This is a genomic window from Vibrio sp. 10N.222.55.C6 (assembly GCF_041473395.1).
Classification (GTDB): Bacteria; Pseudomonadota; Gammaproteobacteria; order Enterobacterales; family Vibrionaceae; genus Vibrio; species Vibrio crassostreae_C.
Map to the genome: position 1 here is coordinate 110,759 of NZ_JBFRSD010000028.1, position 23,391 is coordinate 134,149.

Here is a 23,391-nt window from a genome sequence, read left to right on the forward strand (position 1 = left end):
TAATTGCTGATAGAGATTAGGGAAGAAAATGAACAAGTTCACAGTAGACAATCAATCGATGGCGTACCTAGATGAAGGTCAAGGCCCTGTTGTTGTACTCGGCCACAGCTACCTTTGGGATAGTGCAATGTGGAAGCCGCAGATCGAAGCATTAAAAACTCAGTATCGCTGTATTGTTCCAGAGCTTTGGTCTCACGGTGAGTCTCAAGCTGCACCCGCTTCGATGCGTAACTTGAAAGATTACGCTCAGCACGTTTTGGCTCTGCTTGATCATTTAGAGATCGAAGAATTCTCAGTGGTTGGCTTATCGGTTGGCGGTATGTGGGGAACAGAGTTAGCGGAACTTGCACCTGCACGTATTAAGTCTTTGGTTCTAATGGATACTTTTGTGGGTTTAGAACCAGAGGTTGCTCACGCTAAGTACTTCAGCATGTTAGATACCATCACTCAAACCAAGACGGTTCCTCAGCCAATTGTTGAAGCGGTTGTTCCACTGTTCTTCGCTAATGATGCTCAAACCAACACGCCAGCTTTAGTGGAAGGGTTTACTCAGCAGTTGTCTGCTCTTGAGGGTGACAACGCTGAAGAAGTGGCACGAATTGGTCGAATGGTGTTTGGACGTCGTGACATGATTGAATCGGTAGAGAACTTTGCTCTGCCTGTTTTGATTGCTGTAGGACAAGAAGATAAACCACGTCCGGTACTTGAGTCATACCTAATGCACGATTGCATTACGGGCAGTGAATTAGTGGTGATTCCTGGCGCAGGTCATATTAGCTCGTTAGAGCAACCAGAGTTTGTGAACACAATGCTGAAGACGTTTTTAGATAAACATCTGCTATAAGCTTTAAATACTGAATATTATGGTTCGGTTTAGACGTGACAGTTTAAGCCGATTTTTTTTGTCCGAGTTTTGGTTCGCTGCCATCGAGTAGGCGGCGGATATTCTGGTGGTGACGTAACACGATCAAACAGCACAGCATGGCTACTGGCAATGTGTATTGAGGTTTGACTAACCAAGCGTAGAAAGGGGCAAGTAGCACAGTAACCAGTGCCGCTAAAGAAGAGTAACGAAACAAAAACGCGACCACTAACCAAGTCGCCATGATCATTCCGGTTAGATCGAATCCTATTGGGGCGATAGCGCCAAGTGCGGTTGCCACGCCTTTACCACCTTTGAAGTGGAAGAAGATCGGATACATATGGCCAAGACACGCCGCAATTGCCACAACCCCAAGAATGATTGGGTCGATCTTGAGGTAGTAGCCAAGCCAGACAGGGATAGTGCCTTTCAGCATGTCACACAAAAGGACGGCAGCTGCTGCGCCTTTACCGCCAACACGCAGGACATTGGTTGCTCCTGGGTTGTTAGAACCTACTGTTCGAGGATCTGGGAGCCTCAAAACTCGGCATATCAAGACCGCACTAGAGATTGAACCTAGTAAGTAGGCAGCAATGATCATGATAAGTGCCAATGGGGTCATGTCTGTCCTTTAACGGTTATACGCCTAACGATGGGAAAATAATGCTCAATCCAAGAGTAATTGATATCATATCTCGAATTACGCAAATAATACGTTTTTTTCCCCAATTTGGGTATCCGACCTCTAAAAGGACAAGTCATGGCACTGGATAAAGTTTTCATTGAGCAGCTAGAAGTAATTACAACGATCGGTGTTTACGATTGGGAGCAAGAGATCAAACAGAAACTGGTGCTTGATATTGAAATGGCTCATGACAACCGCCCAGCAGGCAAGAGTGATGATGTGGTTGATGCTTTGGATTATTCGAAAGTGAGCACTGCAGTACTTGAGCACATTGCAAATGGCCGTTTTCTACTCGTAGAACGTGTTGCTGAAGAAGTCGCAGAGCTTATTATGACTCAGTTCTCTGTGCCGTGGATTAAAATCCGATTGGCTAAACCTGGCGCAGTGCCACAAGCAAAAGCCGTTGGTGTGATCATCGAACGAGGTCAAGCATGACAGTAGCCTATGTTGGTGTTGGCACGAACATAGACCGCGACAAGCATGCAAGGGTGGCATGGACAGAGCTTCAATCGTTAGGGACTAACCTTAAATGCTCTAAAATCTATCACTGTGAGCCCGTCGGTTTTAATAGCCATCCGTTTTATAACTTTGTGATAGAGCTCGACACGTCACTCTCATTGACTGAATTTTCACAGCAGCTGCGTAAAATTGAGTTTAAATGGGGTCGCTCTCAAGATGCGCACAAACTACAAGATCGAAAACTCGATCTTGATATTGTGCTGTTTGGAGAGGAGGTTTCTGAGTGTGAACCAGAATTACCACGCAGTGATATCTACAAATATCCTTTTGTAACACAGCCGCTTTATGATCTTTGTCCTGCGCGAGTGATCCCGCAAGACGGAAGAACCGTCAGTGAAATATGGCAGAAGATGCAGCAATTAGACTCGCTCTCTGTCGTAGATATAAAACTATAATTTTTAAGGTAAGTAATGAGTTATTTTGAAGCGTTTATATTGGCGTTGGTGCAAGGCTTTACAGAGTTTTTACCTATTTCCAGTTCTGCACACCTAATCCTTCCTTCAGCTGTTTTAGGCTGGGAAGATCAAGGTTTGGCTTTTGATGTCGCTGTCCACGTTGGTACTTTGGCAGCTGTTGTTATCTATTTCCGTAAAGAAGTGGTCTCTCTGTTGAGCGCATTCTTTGGTTCAGTGTTTAAAGGCGATCGTAGTAAAGAAGCGAAGTTAGCGTGGATGATCATTCTCGCGACGATTCCTGCGTGTATCTTTGGCTTGTTGATGAAAGATATTGTTGAGCTTTACTTACGCAGTGCGTGGGTGATCGCGACGACAACGATTATCTTTGGTCTATTGTTATGGTGGGTGGACAAGAACTCAAGCCTGCGCGATGACGAATACCAAGCGGGTTGGAAAAAGGCGCTGTTTATTGGTCTTGCTCAAGCAATGGCGATCATTCCGGGCACGTCTCGTTCTGGCGCAACCATTACCGCGGCGCTTTACCTTGGTTTCACACGTGAAGCGGCGGCTCGATTCTCTTTCTTGATGTCTATCCCAATCATCACTCTGGCTGGTGGTTATTTAGGTCTTAAGTTGGTGACCAGTGGTGACCCTATCCATGTTGGCACCTTGCTTACGGGTATCGTGGTTTCTTTCATCAGTGCTTATATCTGTATTCACTTCTTCTTGAAGCTTATCTCTCGTATGGGTATGACACCGTTTGTTATCTACCGCCTGATTCTAGGTTTTGGTCTATTTGCTTTCTTGATGATGCAGTAGCACTCGACTTACGTAGACAAATGTTTCGTCCTACAGATTGAAACGGAAAAACCCGCCTAGTCGCGGGTTTTTTAATGCATGGTAATCAGCGCTATGGCGATTAACTATCAGCGAGCTCTAATAGGGCGCTCTCAATCGCGATAGCTCTGCGTTTCTCTTGTTCTTCTCGAATGTCTTTGCCTTTAAAACCATCGGCAATAATCGCTTTTACTTCGACTTGAAGTGCCGCTTGGTACGCAACTTCAAAACGCGCTTTTTGAGGATACGGCTGATCTTCTAATCCTTTTCGGCCTGCGTGATCGGCTTGGCAGCAAAGCAGTATGTCGTTGAGCCTGTCTGGTTTACGCCAAACATCAAACTTGTTGAGAACCTTGAGAAAGGTGGTTGGCTTGAGCTCGCCTGCGCGGTGGATATTAGAATGTTGCTCGCACACTAACAACGCAAGGTCTCTGAATTCATTGGGCACTCTGACTCTTTCACACAGCTTCTTAATGATTTTTAAGCCTGTATGGCAATGCATTTTGTGGCTTGGCCACTCGCTTTCTGGCGTGACGCCTTTACCTAAATCATGTACTTGAGCGGCAAAACGCACGGGTAACGATGAGCTTAATCGCGCAGCTTGCTGAGCAACCATCAGAGTGTGAATGCCCGTGTCGATCTCAGGGTGCCACTTTTCCGGTTGAGGTACACCAAACAGCGCGTCAATTTCAGGCAACACAACAGCCAATGCACCACACTCTTTAAGTATCGAAAGGAATACTTCAGGGTGCGGAGTACTAAGGGATTTATGCCACTCTTGCCAAACTCGTTCGGCAGTGAGATGTGCCAGTTCACCGGATTGAACTATCTCGCTCATCATCACCATGGTTTCTGGTGCAACCGTAAAGTTGAGGTGATGGAGTTTGGCGGCGAAGCGAGCCACACGCAGCACACGAAGAGGATCTTCAACAAAAGCGTCCGAGACGTGCCTTAGAATACGATCAGAGAGATCTTTTTGGCCATGGTAAGGATCGTAAAGCTGGCCTTTATCGTCTTGAGCAATGGCGTTGATGGTCAAATCTCGACGCATGAGATCTTCTTCCAAACTCACGTCTGGCGCGAAGTAACATTCGAAACCTGTGTAACCCGAACCTGACTTTCTTTCGGTGCGAGCCAGTGCGTGCTCTTCTTTGGTTTTTGGGTGTAAGAATACGGGGAAGTCTTTGCCCACTGCAGTAAAGCCAAGGTTTTCCATCTCTTGAGGGGTACTCCCTACCACAACCCAATCTCTATCATAGCTATCAATGTTGAGCAGCTTATCGCGCACCGCTCCACCGACTAGGTAGCGCTGTAGCCCATTGTCTTTTGGTAGGCTATCGTATATTTGCAACTTATCACCTCGAAATGTTTTATCACTGCTGGACTTTACTGCAAGCAATGGTACTTTCCATTAATCGTAATTATAGGGCAGCACATGTATAAGGAATATTTTGGCTTCGTTGAGATGCCATTTTCGATTGTACCAAATTCTCGCTACTTGTTTTTGAGTCAGCGCCATCAAGAAGCGATGCAGAACCTACAAGCCGGTTTAGGCGAGGGTGGGGGCTTTGCGATGCTTACTGGTGAGGTTGGTACAGGGAAAACAACGGTCGCTAAGGCGATGTTGTCTTCATTGGATAGTCATACTCAGGCTGGCCTTATACTTAACCCTACGTTTTCAAATACGGATTTACTAGAAGCTATCTGCGATGAGTTTGAGGTCGAGTACCCAGAACAAGCATCGTTGAAACAGCTCAGTCAGGCTATTCATTATTTTCTACTTGATAGCCATGCCGAAGGCATTCAAACCCTATTGGTGATCGATGAAGCCCAACACCTCGCTGCCGATGTGTTGGAGCAGTTACGCCTTCTAACAAACTTGGAAACCGACAATCGTAAGCTGTTAAAAGTACTGTTGGTCGGCCAGCCGGAATTACAACAGCACTTACAAACCACGCAGCTACGTCAGCTAGCACAGCGCATTACTGGTCGTTATCACTTACTGCCTCTTAATACCGAAGAAACGGGCAAGTACATCGCGTTTCGTTTGGAGACGGCGGGTGGCGAGCAGATGTTGTTTTCGAACCGTTCTATCAAGCTGATTGCTCAATATACGCATGGTATTCCAAGGCTCATTAACTTGGTGTGTGATAAAGCACTGCAGTTGGCTTTTCATGACGGTGAGCAGCTACCGAGCAATGAAACGGTTAACCGAGCGTGTCAGCAGGTTATGTCCTTTCAGGCCGATGTGTATCACGTCGAGAAAGCTCTAACTTCTCGTGTCGCGCCTAAGTTATTCCAATACGCAGGGATTGCGACGTTAAGCGTTGGTCTTGCAATAGCGACCTTTAACTTCGCTCCAAGCTATATCAATGCTTGGTTGCCTACGGATGCATCAAATGAAGCAAAGACGGAAGTGTTAGCACGTACTCAGCGTTCTTTGGTATCAGATGTTCCTAAGTTGGTTGCTGAGCCAAAACCTGCCAAGTTTGAATTGCCACAACACATTCAACAACATTTGATACAGGGGACCAATCGTTCTCTCGCTATCAAAGACTTGTATACGCTGTGGGGATATCAATCTTCACTGCGTGATGGATTGTGCTTAAGTGAGCCACAAAGTGTTTTTGTGTGTGAGCAGCAGCAGGCCAGTTTGGATACCTTGTTAGAACTTGGTGTTCCTGTGGTACTTAATCTCGACATAGACCAAAAACCAGTGTTTGCTGTGCTGTATGGCGTGTCTAAGGATTCTGTCGAGTTACTGGTTAATGAAAAGCTGTTGGTGATGCCGAAGCAATCCTTAGAGCAAATCTGGCAAGGCGATTACGTCGCTATTTGGAAGCAGCCGCTGCGAGAGACCCTTAAAGAGGGCTATCAAGGTGAAGCGGTTGCTTTGCTTGATCTACTGCTTTCTGAAGTATTAGGAGAGGTTGTTTCCGGTAGTGATGTATTTGATTATGAGTTAAAAATGAAAATTGAAGCGTTTCAAATGTGGCAAGGGATGTCTGTCGATGGCATCGCTGGAAAGCGCACGCTGGCAAGATTACAAAGGTTGGCTCAACTCGACTCGCCTAAGTTGATGTCACTCGATGGAGGCGCAAGCTAATGTCACGCATCATGCATGAGCTTAATCAGTCGTCTCACAAGCCATCTTCTATTAATCAGCACTCTCTTAGCAAACCAAGCTTCAAAGGCTACCAGAATCATCATGTTCCTAATTCTGCAAAAGGGATGAGCAACAAGCGAGGTTCATCGTTAGCGATGGGGCTACTCTTAATCTTGGTTCCTTCTTTGTTGGTGGGTGGCGTCTTGGCTTATCAATCGTATATCCAACAACAAGAAGCCGTGAACCAAGCTGCCAATGTCGCTCTGCCAGAATTTAAAACTGAATCAGACATTGAGCCTGAAATTGCGGATGCTGATATAGCAAGCATGGATGCCGTGTCTGAGGAAGAAGATGCCTTGTTCACCGTTCGCCCTGCACCGGCGAGCCAACCGTTGAAAGCATTGCCACGCCAAGAGATGTATGCACAGATTGATTCTGGCGCTAATCGTGCAAACACCGCTGGTGGCTCAGCAGTGATCTTCGCTAATGCTGATAACAACACTCAAATGACAGCCAGTTCTGAATCGTCATCCGTTCAGCCAGGCGCGAGTGATGAAACGACTGCTCAGCAATCAAGCACTGATCAGCAATCAAATAGTGACTTACAATCGGACAGTGATCTGCTGCAAGGGCTAGACCTCAGTGAGTTGCCACCTGATTTGGCATTGAAGCTTGAATCCATTATGGGGGAGCAACAAAGCGCTCCTGAGCCGATGGATTCTAGACCCTCAGGGCAAAGGGGTTCTCAGGTCATTGAGTTGGAAACGCACACCAATAGCTTATCAGGCGTCCTTCCTAAGTTAGACCTACAAACCCATATGTACTCGAGCAGCGAAACCAAGCGTTGGGTAAAAGTGAACGGTCAAGAAGTGGCGCAAGGAGATTGGATTGGACAAGACATTCAATTGCTGGAGATTAAGCCACAATCGGTGATCATAGAGTTCAATCAGCAGAAGATAGAAATCCCAGCTCTGTACGAGTGGAAAGGCTAGCGAGCTCTAAAGGTATCTAGATAACAGACAAATAAAAAGGAGCACCGAGGTGCTCCTTTTTGATCTTCGATACTGAATTTACTGTACCTAATACAAGCGTTACGTCTACGCCCAACCGTTTGGTGATTTTCTGCGACGAGGCATGATGTGTGGCAGAACAAGGCCTAGAAGTAGACCAATACCCGCAACACCACCACCGTACATGAAGTACTTCAATAGTAGGTCGTCTTTTTGAGTGTCTAGCTTAGCGCGCAGTTCACGGTTCTCTGTTTGAGAACTCGTTAGCTGTTGGCTAATTTCACTGTAGTTCTGTTCTAGTTCAGCAATCTGCTTGTTACGAGAATCTAGAGAGCTTGCTAGGCCAGCTTTTTCGCTGTCAGCACTCTGACGAGCATTCGCTAGCTTGCCTTTAACTTCCGTCAGCTCTTTCTCTAGCTTAGGCATACGCAGTGCCATGCTTTCTTGAGTGCTTACAAACTTGCTTTCAACCCAACCTTTACGGCCACGGTTGTCTTGAATTTGGGTGTAACCCGTACTCTTGTTAGTTTGTAGGAATGTAATCTTTTCACCAGCATCAACACTACCGATGATACGGAATGTGTTGTTTGGGCCAGAATGCATATAAGTAAATAGTTTGTCAGCAATATAACGGTCTTGTGCAAAGGCAGCTGGAGCCGCAAGCATTGCGAACAAAACTAAGCTAATCAGTTTTTTCACAGTAAATCCCTTAACGATTCAAATTGGGTAGGCGTATGAGTCAGCCTCAATCAGCAAATAATATTTAGTTTCTTTATGCGGTGCAACAAAGAAGGGAGGCAAAGCCTCCCTTTCTGTGCGTTTGAGTCAATAATGACATGGCATTTACATATCGTTACTGAAGCTCACACTGTTCTGACGCTAGTATTCACTAACGCAGTCGCGATTACATAGTAAACGCAGCTTGAATTCCGTAGAAGAACACAACAGCAAGTAGAGCACCTGCAGGTAGTGTCACAATCCAAGAAGCCACGATATTACGTACAACGCCTAAGTTTAGTGCTGCGATACCACGAGCAAAACCAACACCTAAAACAGCACCAACGAGTGTTTGTGTAGTAGAGATTGGAAGGCCAGTACCTGAAGCTAGTACAACCGTACATGCAGTTGCAAGTTGTGCAGCAAAGCCACGGCTTGGTGTTAGTTCTGTAATACCAGTACCAACGGTTGCCATTACTTTATGACCCATTGTTGCAAGACCAACAACGATACCGAATCCACCTAGAGGAAGAATCCACCATGCGATAGTACTCTTACCTGTGATTTCACCCATGTGCTCAACGGTTGATACAACAGCAGACAGTGGACCAATCGCGTTCGCAACGTCGTTTGAACCGTGTGCAAATGCCATCGCACAAGCTGTGATAACCATGAGTACAGAGAAGATGCCTTCAACACCTGCAAAGCCGTGGTCTTCTTCGCGGTTAGCGAATTTCTTCTGGATGTATAGGTAACCGCCGATCATTACAAGCGCAGAAACGCCAGCAGCCCAAACCCATGCTTCAGTGTTGCTTAGGTGAAGACCAACGTGCTTAAGGCCTTTCTTGATGGTTACAAGTGCAATTACCATTGTTGTAATGAACATGTATACCGGTACAAAGCGTTTCGCGTTAAATAGCGGGTTCTCTGTATCAAAAATCAGTCGTTGAGCACTTACAAATATGACGTAAGCGAAGAAGCCGGAAATAACCGGTGTGATAATCCAACTACCCACAATACCTTGAACACTGTTCCAGTCTACCGCTTCAGTACCTACAGAAATACACGCAAAACCGATGATTGCACCGATGATTGAGTGAGTCGTAGAAACCGGCCAGCCCATGTAAGAAGCGAGAAGTAGCCATGTACCAGCAGCAAGAAGTGCTGACATCATGCCGTACACAAGTACATCTGGTTGATGAGCGAATAGAGACGTTTCGATAACACCTTTACGGATCGTGTCTGTTACTTCGCCGCCCGCAAGGTAAGCACCTGCGAATTCAAAGATCATTGCGATAATGATCGCTTGTTTAACGGTTAAAGCTTTAGAGCCTACTGAGGTGCCCATTGCGTTCGCAACGTCATTTGCACCAATACCAATAGCCATCAAGAAACCGAAAGCTGCTGCAACAATAATCAGGACAGTGCCGTAGTTAGCAAGGATATCCATCGTAATACCTAGTTGTTTGATAACAAGCGGAACAAATTTAGACGCAAAAAACCGCTCAGCGAGAGGAATACTCAGCGCATAAGTGGTTTGTTCAAAAAATGCTCTTCGTTATATGGTTAACGTATGATTTAAGATCGAGAAAGCATTACTTCAAGACGAGCGCCTACACGCTGTGCTTGATCTGCAATACCACCAACCCATTCAAGAATTTTGTATAAGAACATGATATCAACTGGATTCAGATCGCCTTCAATTGCCATTAGTTGTTGGCGTAGTTCGATCTGCATCGCATCCGTGTCATCTTCAATTACATCTAATTGATGAATCATTTCGGCAACGAGTGTTACTTCACGGCCTTTAAAGCCAGTCTCAAGTAATTCGTCTAATTCATTGATTACGTTTTGTGCTTGGTTCGCTGCATCTAGACAACGTTTAACGTAAGCGATGAAGTTTTCTTGCATAGGAGCAGGAATGACAAGTTGACGACCATATACACGGCCAGCAATGTCTTTCGCTAGGTTTGCGAGTTTGTCTTGTTGCGTTAATAGCTCCAACATATCGGTGCGATCAACTGGCATAAACAAACCACGAGGAAGTTTAAGGCGAATTTCACGTTTTAGTACGTCAGCTTCTTTCTCAAGGTGAGAAATTTGAGCTCGAATTTCTGATGCTTTTTCCCAGTCACCTTTTGAAGAAACTTCAAAGAAATTAACTAGGTGAGAACAACATTCGTTCACGCATACTACGTGACGCTGCAAAGGTTTAATTGGGGACTTTGCAAATAACCCCATAATTGTATTTACTGGCATGGTCATCCAACCTAATAAATAATAACCTTAAAACAACATACACCATATTCATGGTGAAATGTTAAGCGATGGCTACAAAGTCGCGCATGTTAACCTAATCAATCTCTCATTAAAACTGTTTTAGATCATCATAAGGGCGATATTTCTGACTTGCCGACTTTTCAAATTGGCAATATCCTGTCCCTATCTTCACAGAAAGGTATAACTATGGAAACCGAGATAGAACTGAAGTTTTTTGTTTCTCCTGAATTTTCAGAGACTTTACGCAATAAAATTGCTGAAACTAAAGTACTTCAGCACAGTTGTCGTGAGCTAGGTAACATCTACTTTGACACCGCTGACAACTGGCTACGTAAGCACGATACAGGCTTACGCATTCGACGCTTTGATGACGTATTTGTACAAACCGTAAAGACTGCTGGTCGTGTGGTTGCTGGCCTGCATCAAAGGCCTGAATACAATGCAGAACACGACAGCAACGAACCTAAGTTAGCCCTGCACCCAGAGGATATCTGGCCAGCAGGTAAAGACATCGAAACGTTGCAAGCTGAGCTGACTCCTCTGTTCTCTACCAACTTCACGCGTGAGCAGTGGTTGATTGGTATGCCTGATGGTAGCCAAGTCGAGGTCGCATTCGATCAAGGCTTTGTTGAATCAGGCGACCTGCAAGAACCGATTTGCGAAGTCGAATTGGAACTTAAATCCGGTCAAACGGATGCGCTATTTACATTGTCTCGCCAATTCTGCGAACAAGGTGGCATGCGTTTGGGTAACCTAAGTAAAGCAGCTAAGGGTTACCGCCTTGCTCAAGGTTATCAAGGAGATGAAGTCACTCCTTTGACCTTAGTTGATACTGACAAAAGTGATACCGTTGAATCGTGTTTCATTCAATCTTTAGAGCATGCTCTCGCTCATTGGCACTATCACGAGCAGATTTTCACTGAGCGTCAATCGATTGAAGCGCTACATGAGATCAGTCATTCACTGAGCTTTATCCGCCAGACTTTCACCATTTATGGTGGCATTGTCCCTAGACGTGCGAGTGCTATTTTACGTCAAGAGTTGAAGTGGCTTGAGCAAGAGCTCGACTGGCTGAAAAGCTATGATCACTTCGAAGACTTGCTGGAAGATAAAGGCCATGTACTACGTAAACTCGATGCGCGTAAGTTCTTAGTCGCTGAGCTTAAAGAGATGCAAGAGCAACTGCCAGATCGTGAAGATCTGCTTACCTTGCTGAGTTCTGCTCGATACACTGGGTTATTATTAGATCTGAGCCGTTGGATCTTGTCTCGTGGCTGGCAACCTTTCTTAGATGAAAAAGCACGTGAGCAAATGGCTCGTGGTATCGAATGGTTTTCCGTGCAGCAACTCGATCGCACATGGGCCGATTTGATGGAAGCTTTCCCGCCAGAGCGAGTGATGACTAGCCAAGCGTATATTGAGCAGCAATACCGTTTGATGCGAAACCTATATTCTGGTGTTGGTTTCGCGAGTTTGTATGATGACGCTGAGCGAAACAGTTTCCGTTTACCTTGGGCCGATATGGTGCAAGGCATTGATGACTTGCTGGCACTTAAAACATTAGAGCCTTTGACTGAGAAGCTGGAAGGCGATGAGAAGCTTCAGCTAGAGCGTTGGTTAGCTCGTCAAGAAGTGTCCATTCTGCATGCGATGGAACAGACACGCCAAATCAGTGTTGAGGTTGAGCCATACTGGCAAGACTAAACTCGATACCTGTATCAATAGAAGTATGAATTTGAAAATAGGGCTCGGGCCCTATTTTTTTGTTTGTTGCTCAAGTTTTTCGAGTCGCTCTAAGATTTTCTGTTGCTGCTCGATGATCTTCTCAAGGTGTTTCTCTTTGTTTTCCGCTCGTTGATTCTCATGATGAGTTGGGGAGGTAATCAAAGAAGTAATCAAGCCGGAAATCATACCAAACACACCGACACCGCAAATGATCACCAGAGAGGCGACTAATTTTCCCGAGCTCGTGACTGGATAATGATCGCCATATCCCACCGTACTGATGGTAACGAAAGCCCACCATAAAGCATCTTGGCCAGTGGTGATGTTGGCACCGGGATCTTTGTGTTCTAACAGCAATATTGTTCCCGCCCCTATGGTCAGGAGAATGACCAGCAGCAATATAATTGAGGCGAGGGTGGTTTCTTTGCGATTACGAAAGAGCTCTCTGAAAACACGTTTACCCGAACGAAGCACAAGAATCACACGCAGGATCTGAAAAATGCGAGCGAAACGAAGAGGCTCGATCATTGGGATACTTGCTAAGAAATCGATCCAGTGTACTTTTAGAAATTCTTTTTTGTTTTGTGATCTAAATAGATCAATTGTGAGCTGAAAAAGAAAAACACTACAGATTATAAAATCGAGGCCGATAAGGACTTGTTTCGATTCTTTATCGATCGGTACGAACAATAAGCCTGAGATCACAAATAACGCTAAGAAAGAGAGAATCAGTGACAATAAGCTCATCGGCTTGGTGGCGTCTTTGGTATTATTCAACATTCATACGAGGCTCAAAATAAATCGCGAACTTTGACTGACATAGCCACCTCGCGGATATAGAAGCCATCAATATATAAGAATTAATGGAGAACTGACAATGACTAAACTGTCATTCAAGCCGTGGGAAAGGGTAATCTCTGACGTTCGTCTCGTTCCAAAAATGGTCATGTTGATGATATTCAGCACTATCTTGATCATTTCGAAGCAGCTATGGGACGCTAGTACGTTTTACGATTCATTGCTTGCTGTAACCAACAATGCCCAAGTTGCACAGCAGCATTACGAGACTTACCTAGTTCAAGTGGCTTGGCAAACAGCCTTAATGATCATTGTGTTTGTGGTTCTTCTTTTAGCAGCGGCGCGCGTTATGCTGCGCCAGACTCAATACCTTAATGACGCCATTAAAACCATGGCAGATAAGAACTTTTCAGTGCCGATTCAAATGGACTGTAAAGATGAATACGGCGATGTGGCACGCGAACTTGAAAAAACTCGCGTCCAACTGAACGACATGATCAAAACTCAGGTGGCCTCTTCTGATGAGCTGTTTGCTCTGACGGAAGTGATGACCATCAGCATGTCTGAAACCAAAGAGTCAGCTCAAGAAGAGTTCAACGAGATCGATCAACTGGCAACAGCAATGAGTGAGATGACGTCGACGGTGCAAACTGTCGCTGAGCATGCACAAAGCGCTTCGTCATTGACTGAACAGGCATCAGGCCAAGCTCTTACTGGTCAGAAGTTCGTTCAAGGATCAGTGTCTAAGATGAGTGAGCTATCTTCAGATATCGCAGCATCTGCAGCAGCGGTAAACCAAGTAGAAGAACGCGTTGACTCAATTGGCAGTGTGGTTGGTACTATCCAAGGCATTTCAGAACAGACAAACCTATTAGCATTGAACGCTGCGATTGAAGCGGCACGTGCCGGTGAAGCGGGTCGTGGTTTTGCGGTTGTTGCCGACGAGGTTCGCAACCTTGCACAGCGCACCCAGCAAGCAACGGTAGAGATTCAAGACATGATCAGTCATCTACAAAGCAGCGCTAACTCTGCGGTAGAGCTGATGGAGAAAAGTGTTGTAGAAGCGGCTGAAGGTGTTGATCTGGTGACTAATGCGGGAAGTGAGCTTGACGGCATCGTAAGCCAAGTCAATCAAATCAATGATATGAACTTCCAGATCGCGACCGCTGCAGGTCAACAGAGCAGTGTTGCTGAAGAGATGAGCGTCAACCTGACTAATGTACGCGAGCTTGTTGAAGCTTCAGTAGTGGTGGTTGGTGAACTGCTAGAGACCTCTCAGCTTATGGAAAGCAACGCACAAGAACTCGACGGTAAGATTAAGCAATTTAAGGTTTAGTCCTCAGCACCGAATCTTCATCGGTAAAGGCTTATTTCCAGAGACGGTTTCTCGGTTGTAAGGTCTACCAGATAAGTTAATCGATAAAACGCCCACATTGCTAATGTGGGCGTTTTTTATTGGCGTAACTTTGGTATAACTTACCTTTAGTTATGAAAACTCGTTATTGAAGAACTGAATCGATAAACCGATTGTTCGGCGCGCAGCTTATACAAGGAAGAAACATGCCATTGCCTTCTCAACTCATCACTCACTCCCAGTCTGCTTTTGAGCAATTATTAGAGCATCAAAGTGAAGCCATCAATACTTGGTCTGAGCCACTGACTGAAGATCTTAAACGTGTACTCGGTTTAAGCTGTTTTGTTGGAGATTGCCTACAGCGTGATACGGTTTTATGCGGTGACTTACCTGATATGTTGGCATACGAAGAACGTGCTGAAGGATACCGAGAACGCTTGGCTGAATTACTTTCTGGTTGCACCGATGAAATGAGCGGTCAGCGCGTGCTGCGTCAATTCCGAAATCGAGAAATGACCTACATTGCTTGGCGTGATTTTATGGGTTCGTGGGAGCTAGAGCAGAGCCTAAATCATCTATCGATGTTGGCTGAGGCGATGATCTTCGAAACCTACCAATGGCAGTACGATATTTGTTGTAAAGAGTGGGGCACACCTTGTAATGAACAAGGCGAAGCACAGCCGATGTTGATCATTGGTATGGGCAAGCTAGGGGGCGGTGAGCTTAACTTCTCTTCCGATATCGATCTGATCTTCACCTACCCAGAGAATGGCGAAACCCAAGGTGCAAGACGCAGCATTGCCAATGCGCAGTTCTTTACCCGTCTAGGGCAACGTATTATTAAGGCGCTTGATCAGCAAACCTTCGATGGATTCTGTTATCGAGTCGACATGCGCCTACGCCCGTTTGGTGAGAGTGGCCCACTTGTGATGAGCTATGCTGCACTTGAAGACTATTACCAAGAGCAAGGGCGTGATTGGGAACGCTACGCTATGGTTAAAGCGCGCGTGATGGGCAGTGAGATGTATCCTGAGTATCAAGAGCTTCGCCAAATGCTACGCCCGTTTGTGTTCCGCCGTTATATTGATTTTAGTGCGATTCAATCTCTGCGCAGAATGAAGTCGATGATCAGCAGCGAAGTACGTCGTCGTGGTCTCTCGAACAACATCAAGCTTGGCTCTGGTGGTATTCGTGAAGTTGAGTTTATCGCACAAGTCTTCCAATTGATTCGTGGTGGACGCGAGCCTAGCTTACGCGGTCGAGGGTTACTCGAAACCTTAAGTGCGATTGAATCCCTTCATCTGCTAGAGTCTGAAGAGGTGGGGCACCTACGTGAAGCTTATCTGTTTTTGCGTCGCCTTGAGAACCTGTTACAAGCCATGGCTGATAAGCAAACTCAAACCTTACCTGACGGTGAATTCGAACAACTGCAGCTTGCGGTTGCCATGCAATTTTCCGATTGGGATAGCTTGATTGTGGCAACTCGCGCCCATATGGCGAATGTACATACCGTGTTCGAAGACCTAATTGGCGTTGATGAAGATGACGCTAATCCGATCGCGAGCCATTTTAGCGAACTGTGGGATATGGCCCATAAACCAGACGTGATTGAACATGTACTGGAGCATGATATTGCAGTCGCTAGCCCGCCAGAAGCGGCGAAAACGATTATTCAGTTTAAAGCCGATTTAGCTAAGAAGACTCTTGGCCCGCGCGGACGTGAAGTCTTGAATCGACTGATGCCGAAAGTGTTTCAAGCGCTGTACACCGCCAAGGATGCCGAGTTTGGTTTGTCGCGAGTGTTGCATCTGCTGCATAAAATCGTTACACGTACCACTTACCTTGAGCTGCTAGATGAACACCCTGCCGCGTTGACTCAGTTAGTTCGTTTATGTACGGCAAGCCCGATGATTTCGGAGCAGTTGGGTCGTTATCCAATCCTGTTAGATGAACTTATCGACCCTCAACAACTTTACAATCCAGTGCCTTTAGAGTCTTACAAGACCGAGCTGCGTGATTACTTAGCCCGTATCCCTGAAGATGATATGGAGCAACAGATGGAAGGCCTGCGTCAGTTTAAGCAGACCTGTATTTTGAGAATTGCAGCCGCGGATATTGCGGGTGCTTTACCTGTCATGAAGGTGAGTGATCATTTGACCTACTTAGCAGAAGCCATTGTTGAGGCGGGGGTCAATCAAGCTTGGTTACAAGTATCGGCCAAGTTTGGTGAACCTACCCATGTCAAAGATCGCGAAGGTCGCGGTTTTGCTGTCGTTGGTTATGGCAAAGTCGGCGGTTGGGAACTTGGTTATAACTCCGATCTCGATATTGTGTTCATGCACGACTGCCCGGTACACATCTATACTGATGGTAAGAAAGAGATCGATGGACGCCAATTCTACTTAAGACTGGCGCAGCGTATTATCCATATTTTCTCGACCAGAACCGCTTCTGGCATTTTGTACGAAGTCGACACTCGCCTACGCCCTTCTGGTGCATCTGGCCTGTTAGTGAGTCCAACCGATGCCTTTGACGAGTATCAGCACAATGACGCGTGGACATGGGAGCACCAAGCCTTGACTCGCGCTCGTATGATTTATGGCGATGAGTTATTGGCTTCGGCATTTAACAAAACGCGTCATGAGGTTTTGTGCTTGGCGCGTGATGAGGCAACACTCAAAAAGTCCGTTGTGGATATGCGTGAAAAAATGCGCGGCCATTTAGGCGGTAAAAAAGTCGATAGATTCATGCTTAAACAAGATGCGGGTGGTATTACCGATATTGAATTCTTAGCGCAATATTTAGTGCTTAGATACAGCAATGAGAAGCCAAAGCTTACTCGTTGGTGTGACAATGTACGAATCTTCGAAAGCTTGTTGTCACAAGGGATTATGGACGAGCAGCAAGGCATGGCATTAACCCATGCTTATACAACATTAAGAGATGAAATCCACCACCGTAATCTACTTAATCTTGATGCGGATGTGGCGATTGAAAAGTTTGAAATGGAAAGAGAACATGTTGTTCAAGCATGGAAGCAGTGGATGGAAGCATAACCCAGTCATACAGTAATGACGGATGTACCTATCTTGATAGGCTTTTACTCATTTATCTATAGTTTAGCCTCTGTAATCAGTGTGCTAGACTCTAGCCAGATTCGATTTTTGGAGATCCATAATGAAACCAATTCTACCTGACTACAGCCAATCAGGCGTTCTTGTTGTCGGTGACGTAATGCTTGACCGTTACTGGTATGGCCCAACTGGCCGTATTTCACCAGAAGCGCCAGTCCCCGTTGTAAAAGTAGAAAATAACGAAGAGCGTCCTGGTGGTGCAGCCAACGTAGCAATGAATATTGCTTCTCTTGGTGGCCATGCTCATATCGTTGGTTTGACCGGTAAAGATGAGCCTGCTGAGGTGTTAAAAAATACCTTAGGCGCACTAAAGGTTAAATGTGATTTCGTTGAGTTAGAAGATTACCCAACCATTACTAAACTGCGAGTGATGAGCCGTGGTCAGCAGCTAATTCGCCTTGATTTTGAAGATAAATTTGAGAATACGGATCCTGAGCTGGTTTTATCTCGTATGGAGCAAGCGCTTCCAAATGTGCGCTCGGTAATTCTATCTGATTACGCAAAAGGTGCGTTGGAGCACGTGCAGAGCTTTATCCAAAAAGCGCGCGCAGCAAAAGTTCCTGTGTTTATCGACCCGAAAGGCGCAGACTTTGAACGCTACCGTGGAGCAACGTTGCTTACACCAAACATGGCTGAGTTCGAGTTGGTGGCTGGCAAAGTAAAATCTGAAGAAGAAATGATCGAAAAAGGACTCGCACTGATCGAAGAGTTTGATTTTGAAGCATTGCTAGTGACTCGTAGTGAACATGGTATGACACTACTTCGCAAAGGTTTAGAACCATTCCATTTGCCAACCCAAGCGAAAGAAGTGTACGACGTAACTGGTGCTGGTGATACGGTTATCTCAGTACTGGCTGCGTCTGTTGCAGCTGGTAAGCCATTGGATGAGGCGTGTGCATTAGCGAACGCTGCAGCTGGTGTCGTTGTTGGTAAGCTAGGTACGTCAACGTTATCCACGATAGAGCTAGCTGAAGCGATTCACGGCAGTCAAGACACAGACTACGGTGTGATCTCAGAAGCGGCACTGGTTGAAGCGGTGAAGCGTGCTCGTGCGAAAGGCGAGAAGGTAGTTATGACCAATGGCTGCTTTGATATTCTACATGCTGGTCATGTTTCTTACATGAATCACGCGGCTGAGCTGGGCGATCGTTTGATCGTTGCGGTAAATACCGATGAATCAGTGAAACGCTTGAAAGGCCCTGGTCGCCCTGTGAACCCAACTGATCGTCGTATGGCGGTATTGGCTGGCTTAGGTGCAGTTGATTGGGTTGTGCCATTCTCTGAAGATACACCTCAACGTTTAATCTCTGAGGTATTGCCAAGTATTCTTGTGAAAGGTGGTGATTACAAACCTGAAGATATCGCTGGTGGTGCGGAAGTGATTGCTGCTGGTGGTGAAGTTAAAGTACTTAACTTTGAAGATGGTTGCTCTACGACTGAAATCATTAAAGCGATTAAAGGTGGTCGAGGCTAACTCTTAGCCTTCCCGTTTTCTAGTCTCAAGGCTTAACTTTGAGCTAGGTTGAGAATTAGCTTTCAATAGATAATAAAAATGCCGCTCAATGAGCGGCATTTTTGTAGGGGTAACTTAAGTAATTAATAATTACTTACTTGCTACTTTTAGACCTGCGTTTACATCAACAATGTCTTGTTCGCTTAGCGTACCAACCGCTTGACGAAGCTGAAGTACACTTAGGATGTAGTTGTAACGAGCATCTGAAAGGTTTTTGTTCGCATCGTATAGACGACGAGTCGAATCTAGTACGTCAACGATAGTACGAGTACCAACATCAAAACCAGCTTCTGTTGCTTCTAAAGCAGACTGAGCAGAAACAACAGACTGTTCGTAAGCGCGTAACGCACCGATCGAAGCTGTGATGTTGTTGTTGAATGCACGTACGTCTTTTACAACGCTACGGTAAGTTGCTTCTAGATCTTCACTTGCAGCAACGTAGTTGTATTCTGCCTGTTTAGTCAAAGAAGTCGTGTTACCACCTGTATATAGAGGCACAACTAAGTTCAAACCTAGGTTTAGGTTGTCTTGGTCGTAATCATTTGAGCTGTTTGATTGATCTGCAAGAGAGTAGCTACCATCTAACGTTAAGCTTGGTAGGTGACCAGAACTTGCTAGTGTGATGTTGTCTTTTGCTACATCTTGAGAAATACGAGATGCTAAAAGGCTCAGGTTCTTTTGCTCTGCTTGCTCAACCAGTGCAGCAGCAGATTCAGAAGATTTGCTTGCTGAGAAGCGATCAGTGTCTAGGATGCTTAGGTTAGAGTGTTCCTGACCTGTAATCTCACGTAGACCTTCGTAGTTATTAATCAGAGTGTTCTCTGCTAACACTTCGTCAGCCAATACGCCATCGTACTGAGCTTGCGCATCATGTACATCGGTGATTGCTGAAAGACCGACTTCAAAACGTTGCTTTGTTTGTTCTAGTTGACGAGCAACTGCGGCTTTCTCTGCACGAACAAATTCTAGGTTATCTTGAGCTCGAAGTACTTCAAAGTATGCTGTTGCTACACGTAGGATCAAGGCTTGTTGCTCTGCCGCGTACGCTGAATCAGATTGACGAGCAGTTTTCTCTGCCGTGTCTAGCGTGATCCATGAAGAGCGTTGGTAGAGCTCTTGAGAAAAGTAAATCCCAGCTCCCCATTGGTTATTGTCATTGTTTTTATCGCTTAAATCACCACGGTTGATATCGTAGTTAGCTCTTAAATCAATTTGTGGTAGCAAATCACTACGGCTTGACGTTACTGCTTCAAAAGCGGCATCGCGCTGCGCTGCTGAACGAAGAAGTTGTGGATCGTTCTGTTTTGCTTGGTCGTAAACTTCAGCTAGCGTATCAGCAAAAGCTGACGAACTCAGGCTGCCAATTGCTGCACTGATAAATAGTGGAAGCAGTTTTTTCATTTTCCTATTCCTGCCTTTTATGGAATTTTCTTTAGAAGAGTTTAACCCAGTTTGGTGGTAATTTACTCGAAACTTTGCACTTTTTTACAGTTAACTGTCCACTTGTGCAATATTTATTTTTTAAAGCTTAACTTTAATTATAAATTTTATATAAAAAGTTGAACCTTATCCTTGGTAGTTAACTCGGACAATGAGTAAACTATAAAGATCACTTAGTGAGGTACCAAATGCAACAGTATGACAATCAACGACATGAGTTTACTCCGCAAGATGTGGAAATAGTCTCAAAAGAGACGCTGTTTCGTGGTTTTTTCAAAATGGTCAAGTACACATTTAAACATAGACTATTTGAGGGAGGCTGGAGCCAACCAATAGAGCGTGAGATGTTTGAGCGTGGACATGCTGCCGCTTTGCTACCTTATGATCCTGTGCGTGATGAAGTGGTGATCGTCGAACAGATCCGTGTCGGAGCCCTAGAGCATGAGAACCCATGGCAATACGAAATTGTTGCTGGGATCATTGATACGGACGAATCGCCACAAGACGTCGCTCGTCGTGAAGCAATGGAAGAAGCCGGAGTCGAAGTCGGATCTGTATTGCCTATTACTTCGTATTATCCTTCATCTGGTGGTTGCTCTGAAAAGCTCGACGTCTTTGTTGGCTGTGTTGATGCAACGACAGCCAAAGGGGTACACGGATTGGACTACGAAGGTGAAGACATTCGTGTACAAGTGATGAGTCGCGAAGCTGCTTATCAGTTGGTAAAAGATGGTGTATTTGAAAATGGAGCCACGATCATTGCGCTACAGTGGCTACAATTGAACTACCAAGAATTACAGTCAGAGTGGATAGATTAACGTCATGCCAAATATCGCGGTCAAAAAACCGTATCATGTTGATCTTGCTGAATTGATGCGAGTTTACGAGACTAACTATGCCAAACTGAACGCTTTGTTACCGGTTGGGCATGAGGTTGGTGACGTTCGCTGTTACCAAGCCGTTAATATGGTGTATCAATTGACAGTGAATGAGGTCACAAAATACACCACATTAATAGATATATGTCAGAGTGATGCGATGCCAGTGTTTCCTTTGCCAAAAATGTCTGTCAGGCTATATCACGACGCTCGAGTTGCAGAAGTGTGCGCTAGCGGGGATTTTTCACGAGTCAAAGCGAAATATGACTATCCCAACACTAAGCTTCTGCAAAAGGATGAGAAATTTCAGTTGAACAAATTTCTTGGAGAATGGTTAACGTTTTGTTTAAAAACGGGTATCAGCCGTTCGCCAATTCCTTTTTAATTGAGCCCCATTGTAAAAACACTTTAAAGTTTAAACAGTAACGTATCTGGATTTGGTATTTTGGAATTATCACACACTTCAAAATTTGATGAGAGCAGTATTAAGCTTGTACAGCTAACGGACACGCATTTGTTTGCGCCGAGCAATGGCAGCTTATTAAGCATCAATACTCAAGATAGCTTTCGTGCTGTAGTTGATGGCATTGTTAACCAAGGCTTCGATTATGAGGCGATCTTGGCGACGGGTGATATCTCTCAAGATCACAGTGCTGAGTCGTATCAAAAATTTGAATCAGGTATTCAACCTCTGGAAAAGCCATGTTATTGGTTGCCAGGAAATCATGATTTCAAGCCTAATATGGGCAGTGTCTTACCATCACCTCAAATACAGTGCGTTGACCATGTCTTACTGGGTGATAACTGGCAGATGGTGATGCTGGACTCGCAAGTGGTTGGTGTGCCTCATGGGCGTCTAAGCGATCAACAACTTGATCTGTTAGAACAAAAATTGATCGAATTCCCTGAGCGTAATACCTTGGTTTTACTGCACCACCACCCGTTATTAGTGGGCAGCGCATGGCTGGATCAACATAACCTAAAAGATGCGGATCAATTTTGGGATGTGGTTCAGCAGCATACCAATGTCAAAGCGGTACTGTGTGGCCACGTTCATCAAGACATGAATCGAGATCATCATGGTGTGCAAGTCATGGCAACCCCGTCGACTTGTGTGCAATTCAAACCTAATTCAGATGACTTTGCCGTTGATACATTGTCTCCGGGTTGGAGAGAGATTGAATTACATCAAGATGGCACAGTAAGCACTCAAGTGCGCCGCTTGCCTAATGGGCAGTTCTTACCTGATTTTGAAGCGGGTGGTTATTGATGTTAGTGATTATTGTTGTAGGAGGCTATTAATGTCCGGTTCTAATCAGCAAGTCGCTAAGCCATCATTGCTTCTCTATATTCATGGGTTTAACAGTTCATCTCGTTCTCATAAAGCGAATGTGATGGCTAATTACTGTGCGGAGCATCGGGCTGATATTAAAGTCGTCACTCCTCAACTGCCGAGTTTCCCTCAGCAAGCGGCACTTCATCTGCAACATCTGGTGGAGCAATACAAAGAGCAATATCAAATAGCGTTGGTCGGTAGCTCGCTGGGTGGCTATCTTTCAACATGGCTGAATAGCCACTATGGTTTTAAAGCGGTGGTTGTAAACCCAGCAGTGAAGCCGTATGAGCTTCTTGCTGACTATTTAGGTGAACAAGTAAACCCATACACAGATGAACGATATGTACTGGAAACAAAACATATTGATGAACTGAAGGCGTTAGAGGTTTCGGCTATCGCTAAGCCGAGCGACTTCTGGTTACTTCAGCAAACGGAAGACGAAGTTCTGGATTACCGACAAGCGGTAGAGAAGTACCAAGGTGCAACACAGACAGTAGAAGAGGGCGGGGATCATAGCTTTGTTGATTTTGAACGCTACCCACAACAAATCATCACCTTTCTAAATCTTTAATCTGTTCCACCAACCAAGTGATTTTCTCTTGTTTGCCTGTTATTTCATCTATCAATGGTGAAATATCATAGTTTGATGTCTTAGTTTTTGAACTAGCTTGACATCATTACTCAGCTTCCAGACTATATTCCCCAATACTTCGCTCGTTCGCTCTACTATGACGGTTCATAGTAATGATTCTGCTTTAGTGAAACTGGAGCCAGCGAACTGACGCAAACTTTTTGAGTAAAC

Annotated in this window: 21 protein-coding genes; 14 read left to right on the plus strand and 7 right to left on the minus strand. The window is 45.2% G+C overall.

Annotation, left to right across the window (positions count from 1 at the left end; translation table 11 throughout):
- The first annotated feature begins 28 nt into the window (after positions 1–28).
- A complete protein-coding gene (locus tag AB4486_RS16200; RefSeq protein ID WP_372117757.1) occupies positions 29–844 on the plus strand; it encodes an alpha/beta fold hydrolase in 816 nt (271 codons plus the stop codon).
- 43 nt (positions 845–887) lie between these two features.
- Here the strand turns inward: AB4486_RS16200 and plsY are convergent, their stop codons facing one another.
- The gene (plsY, locus tag AB4486_RS16205; protein ID WP_009847793.1) at positions 888–1,484 is read right to left on the minus strand and encodes a glycerol-3-phosphate 1-O-acyltransferase PlsY; all 597 of its coding nucleotides are present in this window, start codon (positions 1,482–1,484) and stop codon (positions 888–890) included.
- Positions 1,485–1,622: 138 nt separating this feature from the next.
- Between plsY and folB the strand changes: the two genes are divergently transcribed.
- Genes folB through AB4486_RS16220 form a run of 3 tightly spaced genes read left to right on the plus strand, consistent with a single transcriptional unit; the run spans position 1,623 to position 3,280 of the window.
- The gene (folB, locus tag AB4486_RS16210; protein ID WP_017061412.1) at positions 1,623–1,982 is read left to right on the plus strand and encodes a dihydroneopterin aldolase; all 360 of its coding nucleotides are present in this window, start codon (positions 1,623–1,625) and stop codon (positions 1,980–1,982) included.
- On the plus strand, positions 1,979–2,461 hold the full coding sequence (gene folK, locus AB4486_RS16215; protein WP_017062921.1) for a 2-amino-4-hydroxy-6-hydroxymethyldihydropteridine diphosphokinase: 483 nt from the start codon (positions 1,979–1,981) through the stop codon (positions 2,459–2,461). Before folB ends, folK begins: the two co-directional genes overlap by 4 nt.
- Positions 2,462–2,476: 15 nt before the next feature.
- On the plus strand, positions 2,477–3,280 hold the full coding sequence (locus tag AB4486_RS16220) for an undecaprenyl-diphosphate phosphatase (protein WP_019826869.1): 804 nt from the start codon (positions 2,477–2,479) through the stop codon (positions 3,278–3,280).
- Positions 3,281–3,380: 100 nt separating this feature from the next.
- On the opposite strand, the gene AB4486_RS16225 is transcribed toward AB4486_RS16220, so the two are convergent.
- Positions 3,381–4,697, minus strand: coding sequence for a multifunctional CCA addition/repair protein (locus AB4486_RS16225; protein WP_372117760.1), 1,317 nt, complete (start codon positions 4,695–4,697; stop codon positions 3,381–3,383).
- A 36-nt stretch (positions 4,698–4,733) separates the two neighbouring features.
- On the opposite strand from AB4486_RS16225, the gene AB4486_RS16230 reads away from it, so the two are divergent.
- Together AB4486_RS16230 and AB4486_RS16235 are read left to right on the plus strand one after the other, a co-directional pair.
- The gene (locus AB4486_RS16230; protein WP_372117762.1) at positions 4,734–6,404 is read left to right on the plus strand and encodes an AAA family ATPase; all 1,671 of its coding nucleotides are present in this window, start codon (positions 4,734–4,736) and stop codon (positions 6,402–6,404) included.
- Entirely contained in the window at positions 6,404–7,396 is a 993-nt protein-coding gene (locus AB4486_RS16235) for a general secretion pathway protein GspB (RefSeq protein ID WP_372117765.1), read from the plus strand. Before AB4486_RS16230 ends, AB4486_RS16235 begins: the two co-directional genes overlap by 1 nt.
- A gap of 105 nt (positions 7,397–7,501) precedes the next feature.
- Here AB4486_RS16235 and AB4486_RS16240 read toward each other — a convergent pair whose 3' ends face one another.
- From AB4486_RS16240 to AB4486_RS16250, 3 genes are all read right to left on the minus strand, one after another.
- The gene (locus AB4486_RS16240) at positions 7,502–8,113 is read right to left on the minus strand and encodes a TIGR04211 family SH3 domain-containing protein (RefSeq protein ID WP_017062917.1); all 612 of its coding nucleotides are present in this window, start codon (positions 8,111–8,113) and stop codon (positions 7,502–7,504) included.
- A gap of 205 nt (positions 8,114–8,318) precedes the next feature.
- On the minus strand, positions 8,319–9,581 hold the full coding sequence (locus AB4486_RS16245) for an inorganic phosphate transporter (protein WP_017061418.1): 1,263 nt from the start codon (positions 9,579–9,581) through the stop codon (positions 8,319–8,321).
- A 128-nt stretch (positions 9,582–9,709) separates the two neighbouring features.
- Complete coding sequence (locus AB4486_RS16250) at positions 9,710–10,390, minus strand: TIGR00153 family protein (protein WP_010434644.1); 681 nt, start codon at positions 10,388–10,390, stop codon at positions 9,710–9,712.
- Between the two features lie 207 nt (positions 10,391–10,597).
- Between AB4486_RS16250 and AB4486_RS16255 the strand changes: the two genes are divergently transcribed.
- Positions 10,598–12,115 carry an inorganic triphosphatase gene (locus AB4486_RS16255; RefSeq protein WP_065584701.1) on the plus strand — a complete coding sequence of 506 codons (1,518 nt, stop codon included), beginning with the start codon at positions 10,598–10,600 and terminating at the stop codon, positions 12,113–12,115.
- A 51-nt stretch (positions 12,116–12,166) separates the two neighbouring features.
- On the opposite strand, the gene AB4486_RS16260 is transcribed toward AB4486_RS16255, so the two are convergent.
- Positions 12,167–12,916 (minus strand): potassium channel family protein, encoded by a 750-nt coding sequence (locus AB4486_RS16260; RefSeq protein WP_372117769.1) that lies wholly within the window; start codon positions 12,914–12,916, stop codon positions 12,167–12,169.
- Between the two features lie 97 nt (positions 12,917–13,013).
- Between AB4486_RS16260 and AB4486_RS16265 the strand changes: the two genes are divergently transcribed.
- The 3 genes from AB4486_RS16265 (at position 13,014) to hldE (ending at position 18,896) form a co-directional block, all read left to right on the plus strand.
- On the plus strand, positions 13,014–14,270 hold the full coding sequence (locus tag AB4486_RS16265) for a methyl-accepting chemotaxis protein (RefSeq protein ID WP_102321460.1): 1,257 nt from the start codon (positions 13,014–13,016) through the stop codon (positions 14,268–14,270).
- 224 nt (positions 14,271–14,494) lie between these two features.
- Complete coding sequence (glnE, locus tag AB4486_RS16270) at positions 14,495–17,344, plus strand: bifunctional [glutamate--ammonia ligase]-adenylyl-L-tyrosine phosphorylase/[glutamate--ammonia-ligase] adenylyltransferase (RefSeq protein ID WP_372117772.1); 2,850 nt, start codon at positions 14,495–14,497, stop codon at positions 17,342–17,344.
- A 121-nt stretch (positions 17,345–17,465) separates the two neighbouring features.
- A complete protein-coding gene (gene hldE, locus AB4486_RS16275) occupies positions 17,466–18,896 on the plus strand; it encodes a bifunctional D-glycero-beta-D-manno-heptose-7-phosphate kinase/D-glycero-beta-D-manno-heptose 1-phosphate adenylyltransferase HldE (protein WP_050649505.1) in 1,431 nt (476 codons plus the stop codon).
- A 129-nt stretch (positions 18,897–19,025) separates the two neighbouring features.
- On the opposite strand, the gene tolC is transcribed toward hldE, so the two are convergent.
- Positions 19,026–20,336, minus strand: a complete 1,311-nt coding sequence (tolC, locus tag AB4486_RS16280) for an outer membrane channel protein TolC (protein ID WP_017067235.1) — start codon at positions 20,334–20,336, stop codon at positions 19,026–19,028.
- A 227-nt stretch (positions 20,337–20,563) separates the two neighbouring features.
- Between tolC and nudF the strand changes: the two genes are divergently transcribed.
- The 4 genes from nudF to yqiA are packed head-to-tail and all read left to right on the plus strand — an operon-like array spanning position 20,564 to position 23,160.
- Positions 20,564–21,193, plus strand: coding sequence for an ADP-ribose diphosphatase (gene nudF, locus AB4486_RS16285; RefSeq protein ID WP_017061425.1), 630 nt, complete (start codon positions 20,564–20,566; stop codon positions 21,191–21,193).
- Between the two features lie 4 nt (positions 21,194–21,197).
- Positions 21,198–21,638 carry a DUF1249 family protein gene (locus tag AB4486_RS16290; RefSeq protein WP_076670661.1) on the plus strand — a complete coding sequence of 147 codons (441 nt, stop codon included), beginning with the start codon at positions 21,198–21,200 and terminating at the stop codon, positions 21,636–21,638.
- Between the two features lie 60 nt (positions 21,639–21,698).
- Positions 21,699–22,523 (plus strand): 3',5'-cyclic-AMP phosphodiesterase, encoded by an 825-nt coding sequence (gene cpdA / locus AB4486_RS16295; protein WP_010434672.1) that lies wholly within the window; start codon positions 21,699–21,701, stop codon positions 22,521–22,523.
- 31 nt (positions 22,524–22,554) lie between these two features.
- A complete protein-coding gene (yqiA, locus tag AB4486_RS16300; protein ID WP_102332767.1) occupies positions 22,555–23,160 on the plus strand; it encodes an esterase YqiA in 606 nt (201 codons plus the stop codon).
- The last annotated feature ends 231 nt before the right edge of the window (positions 23,161–23,391 follow it).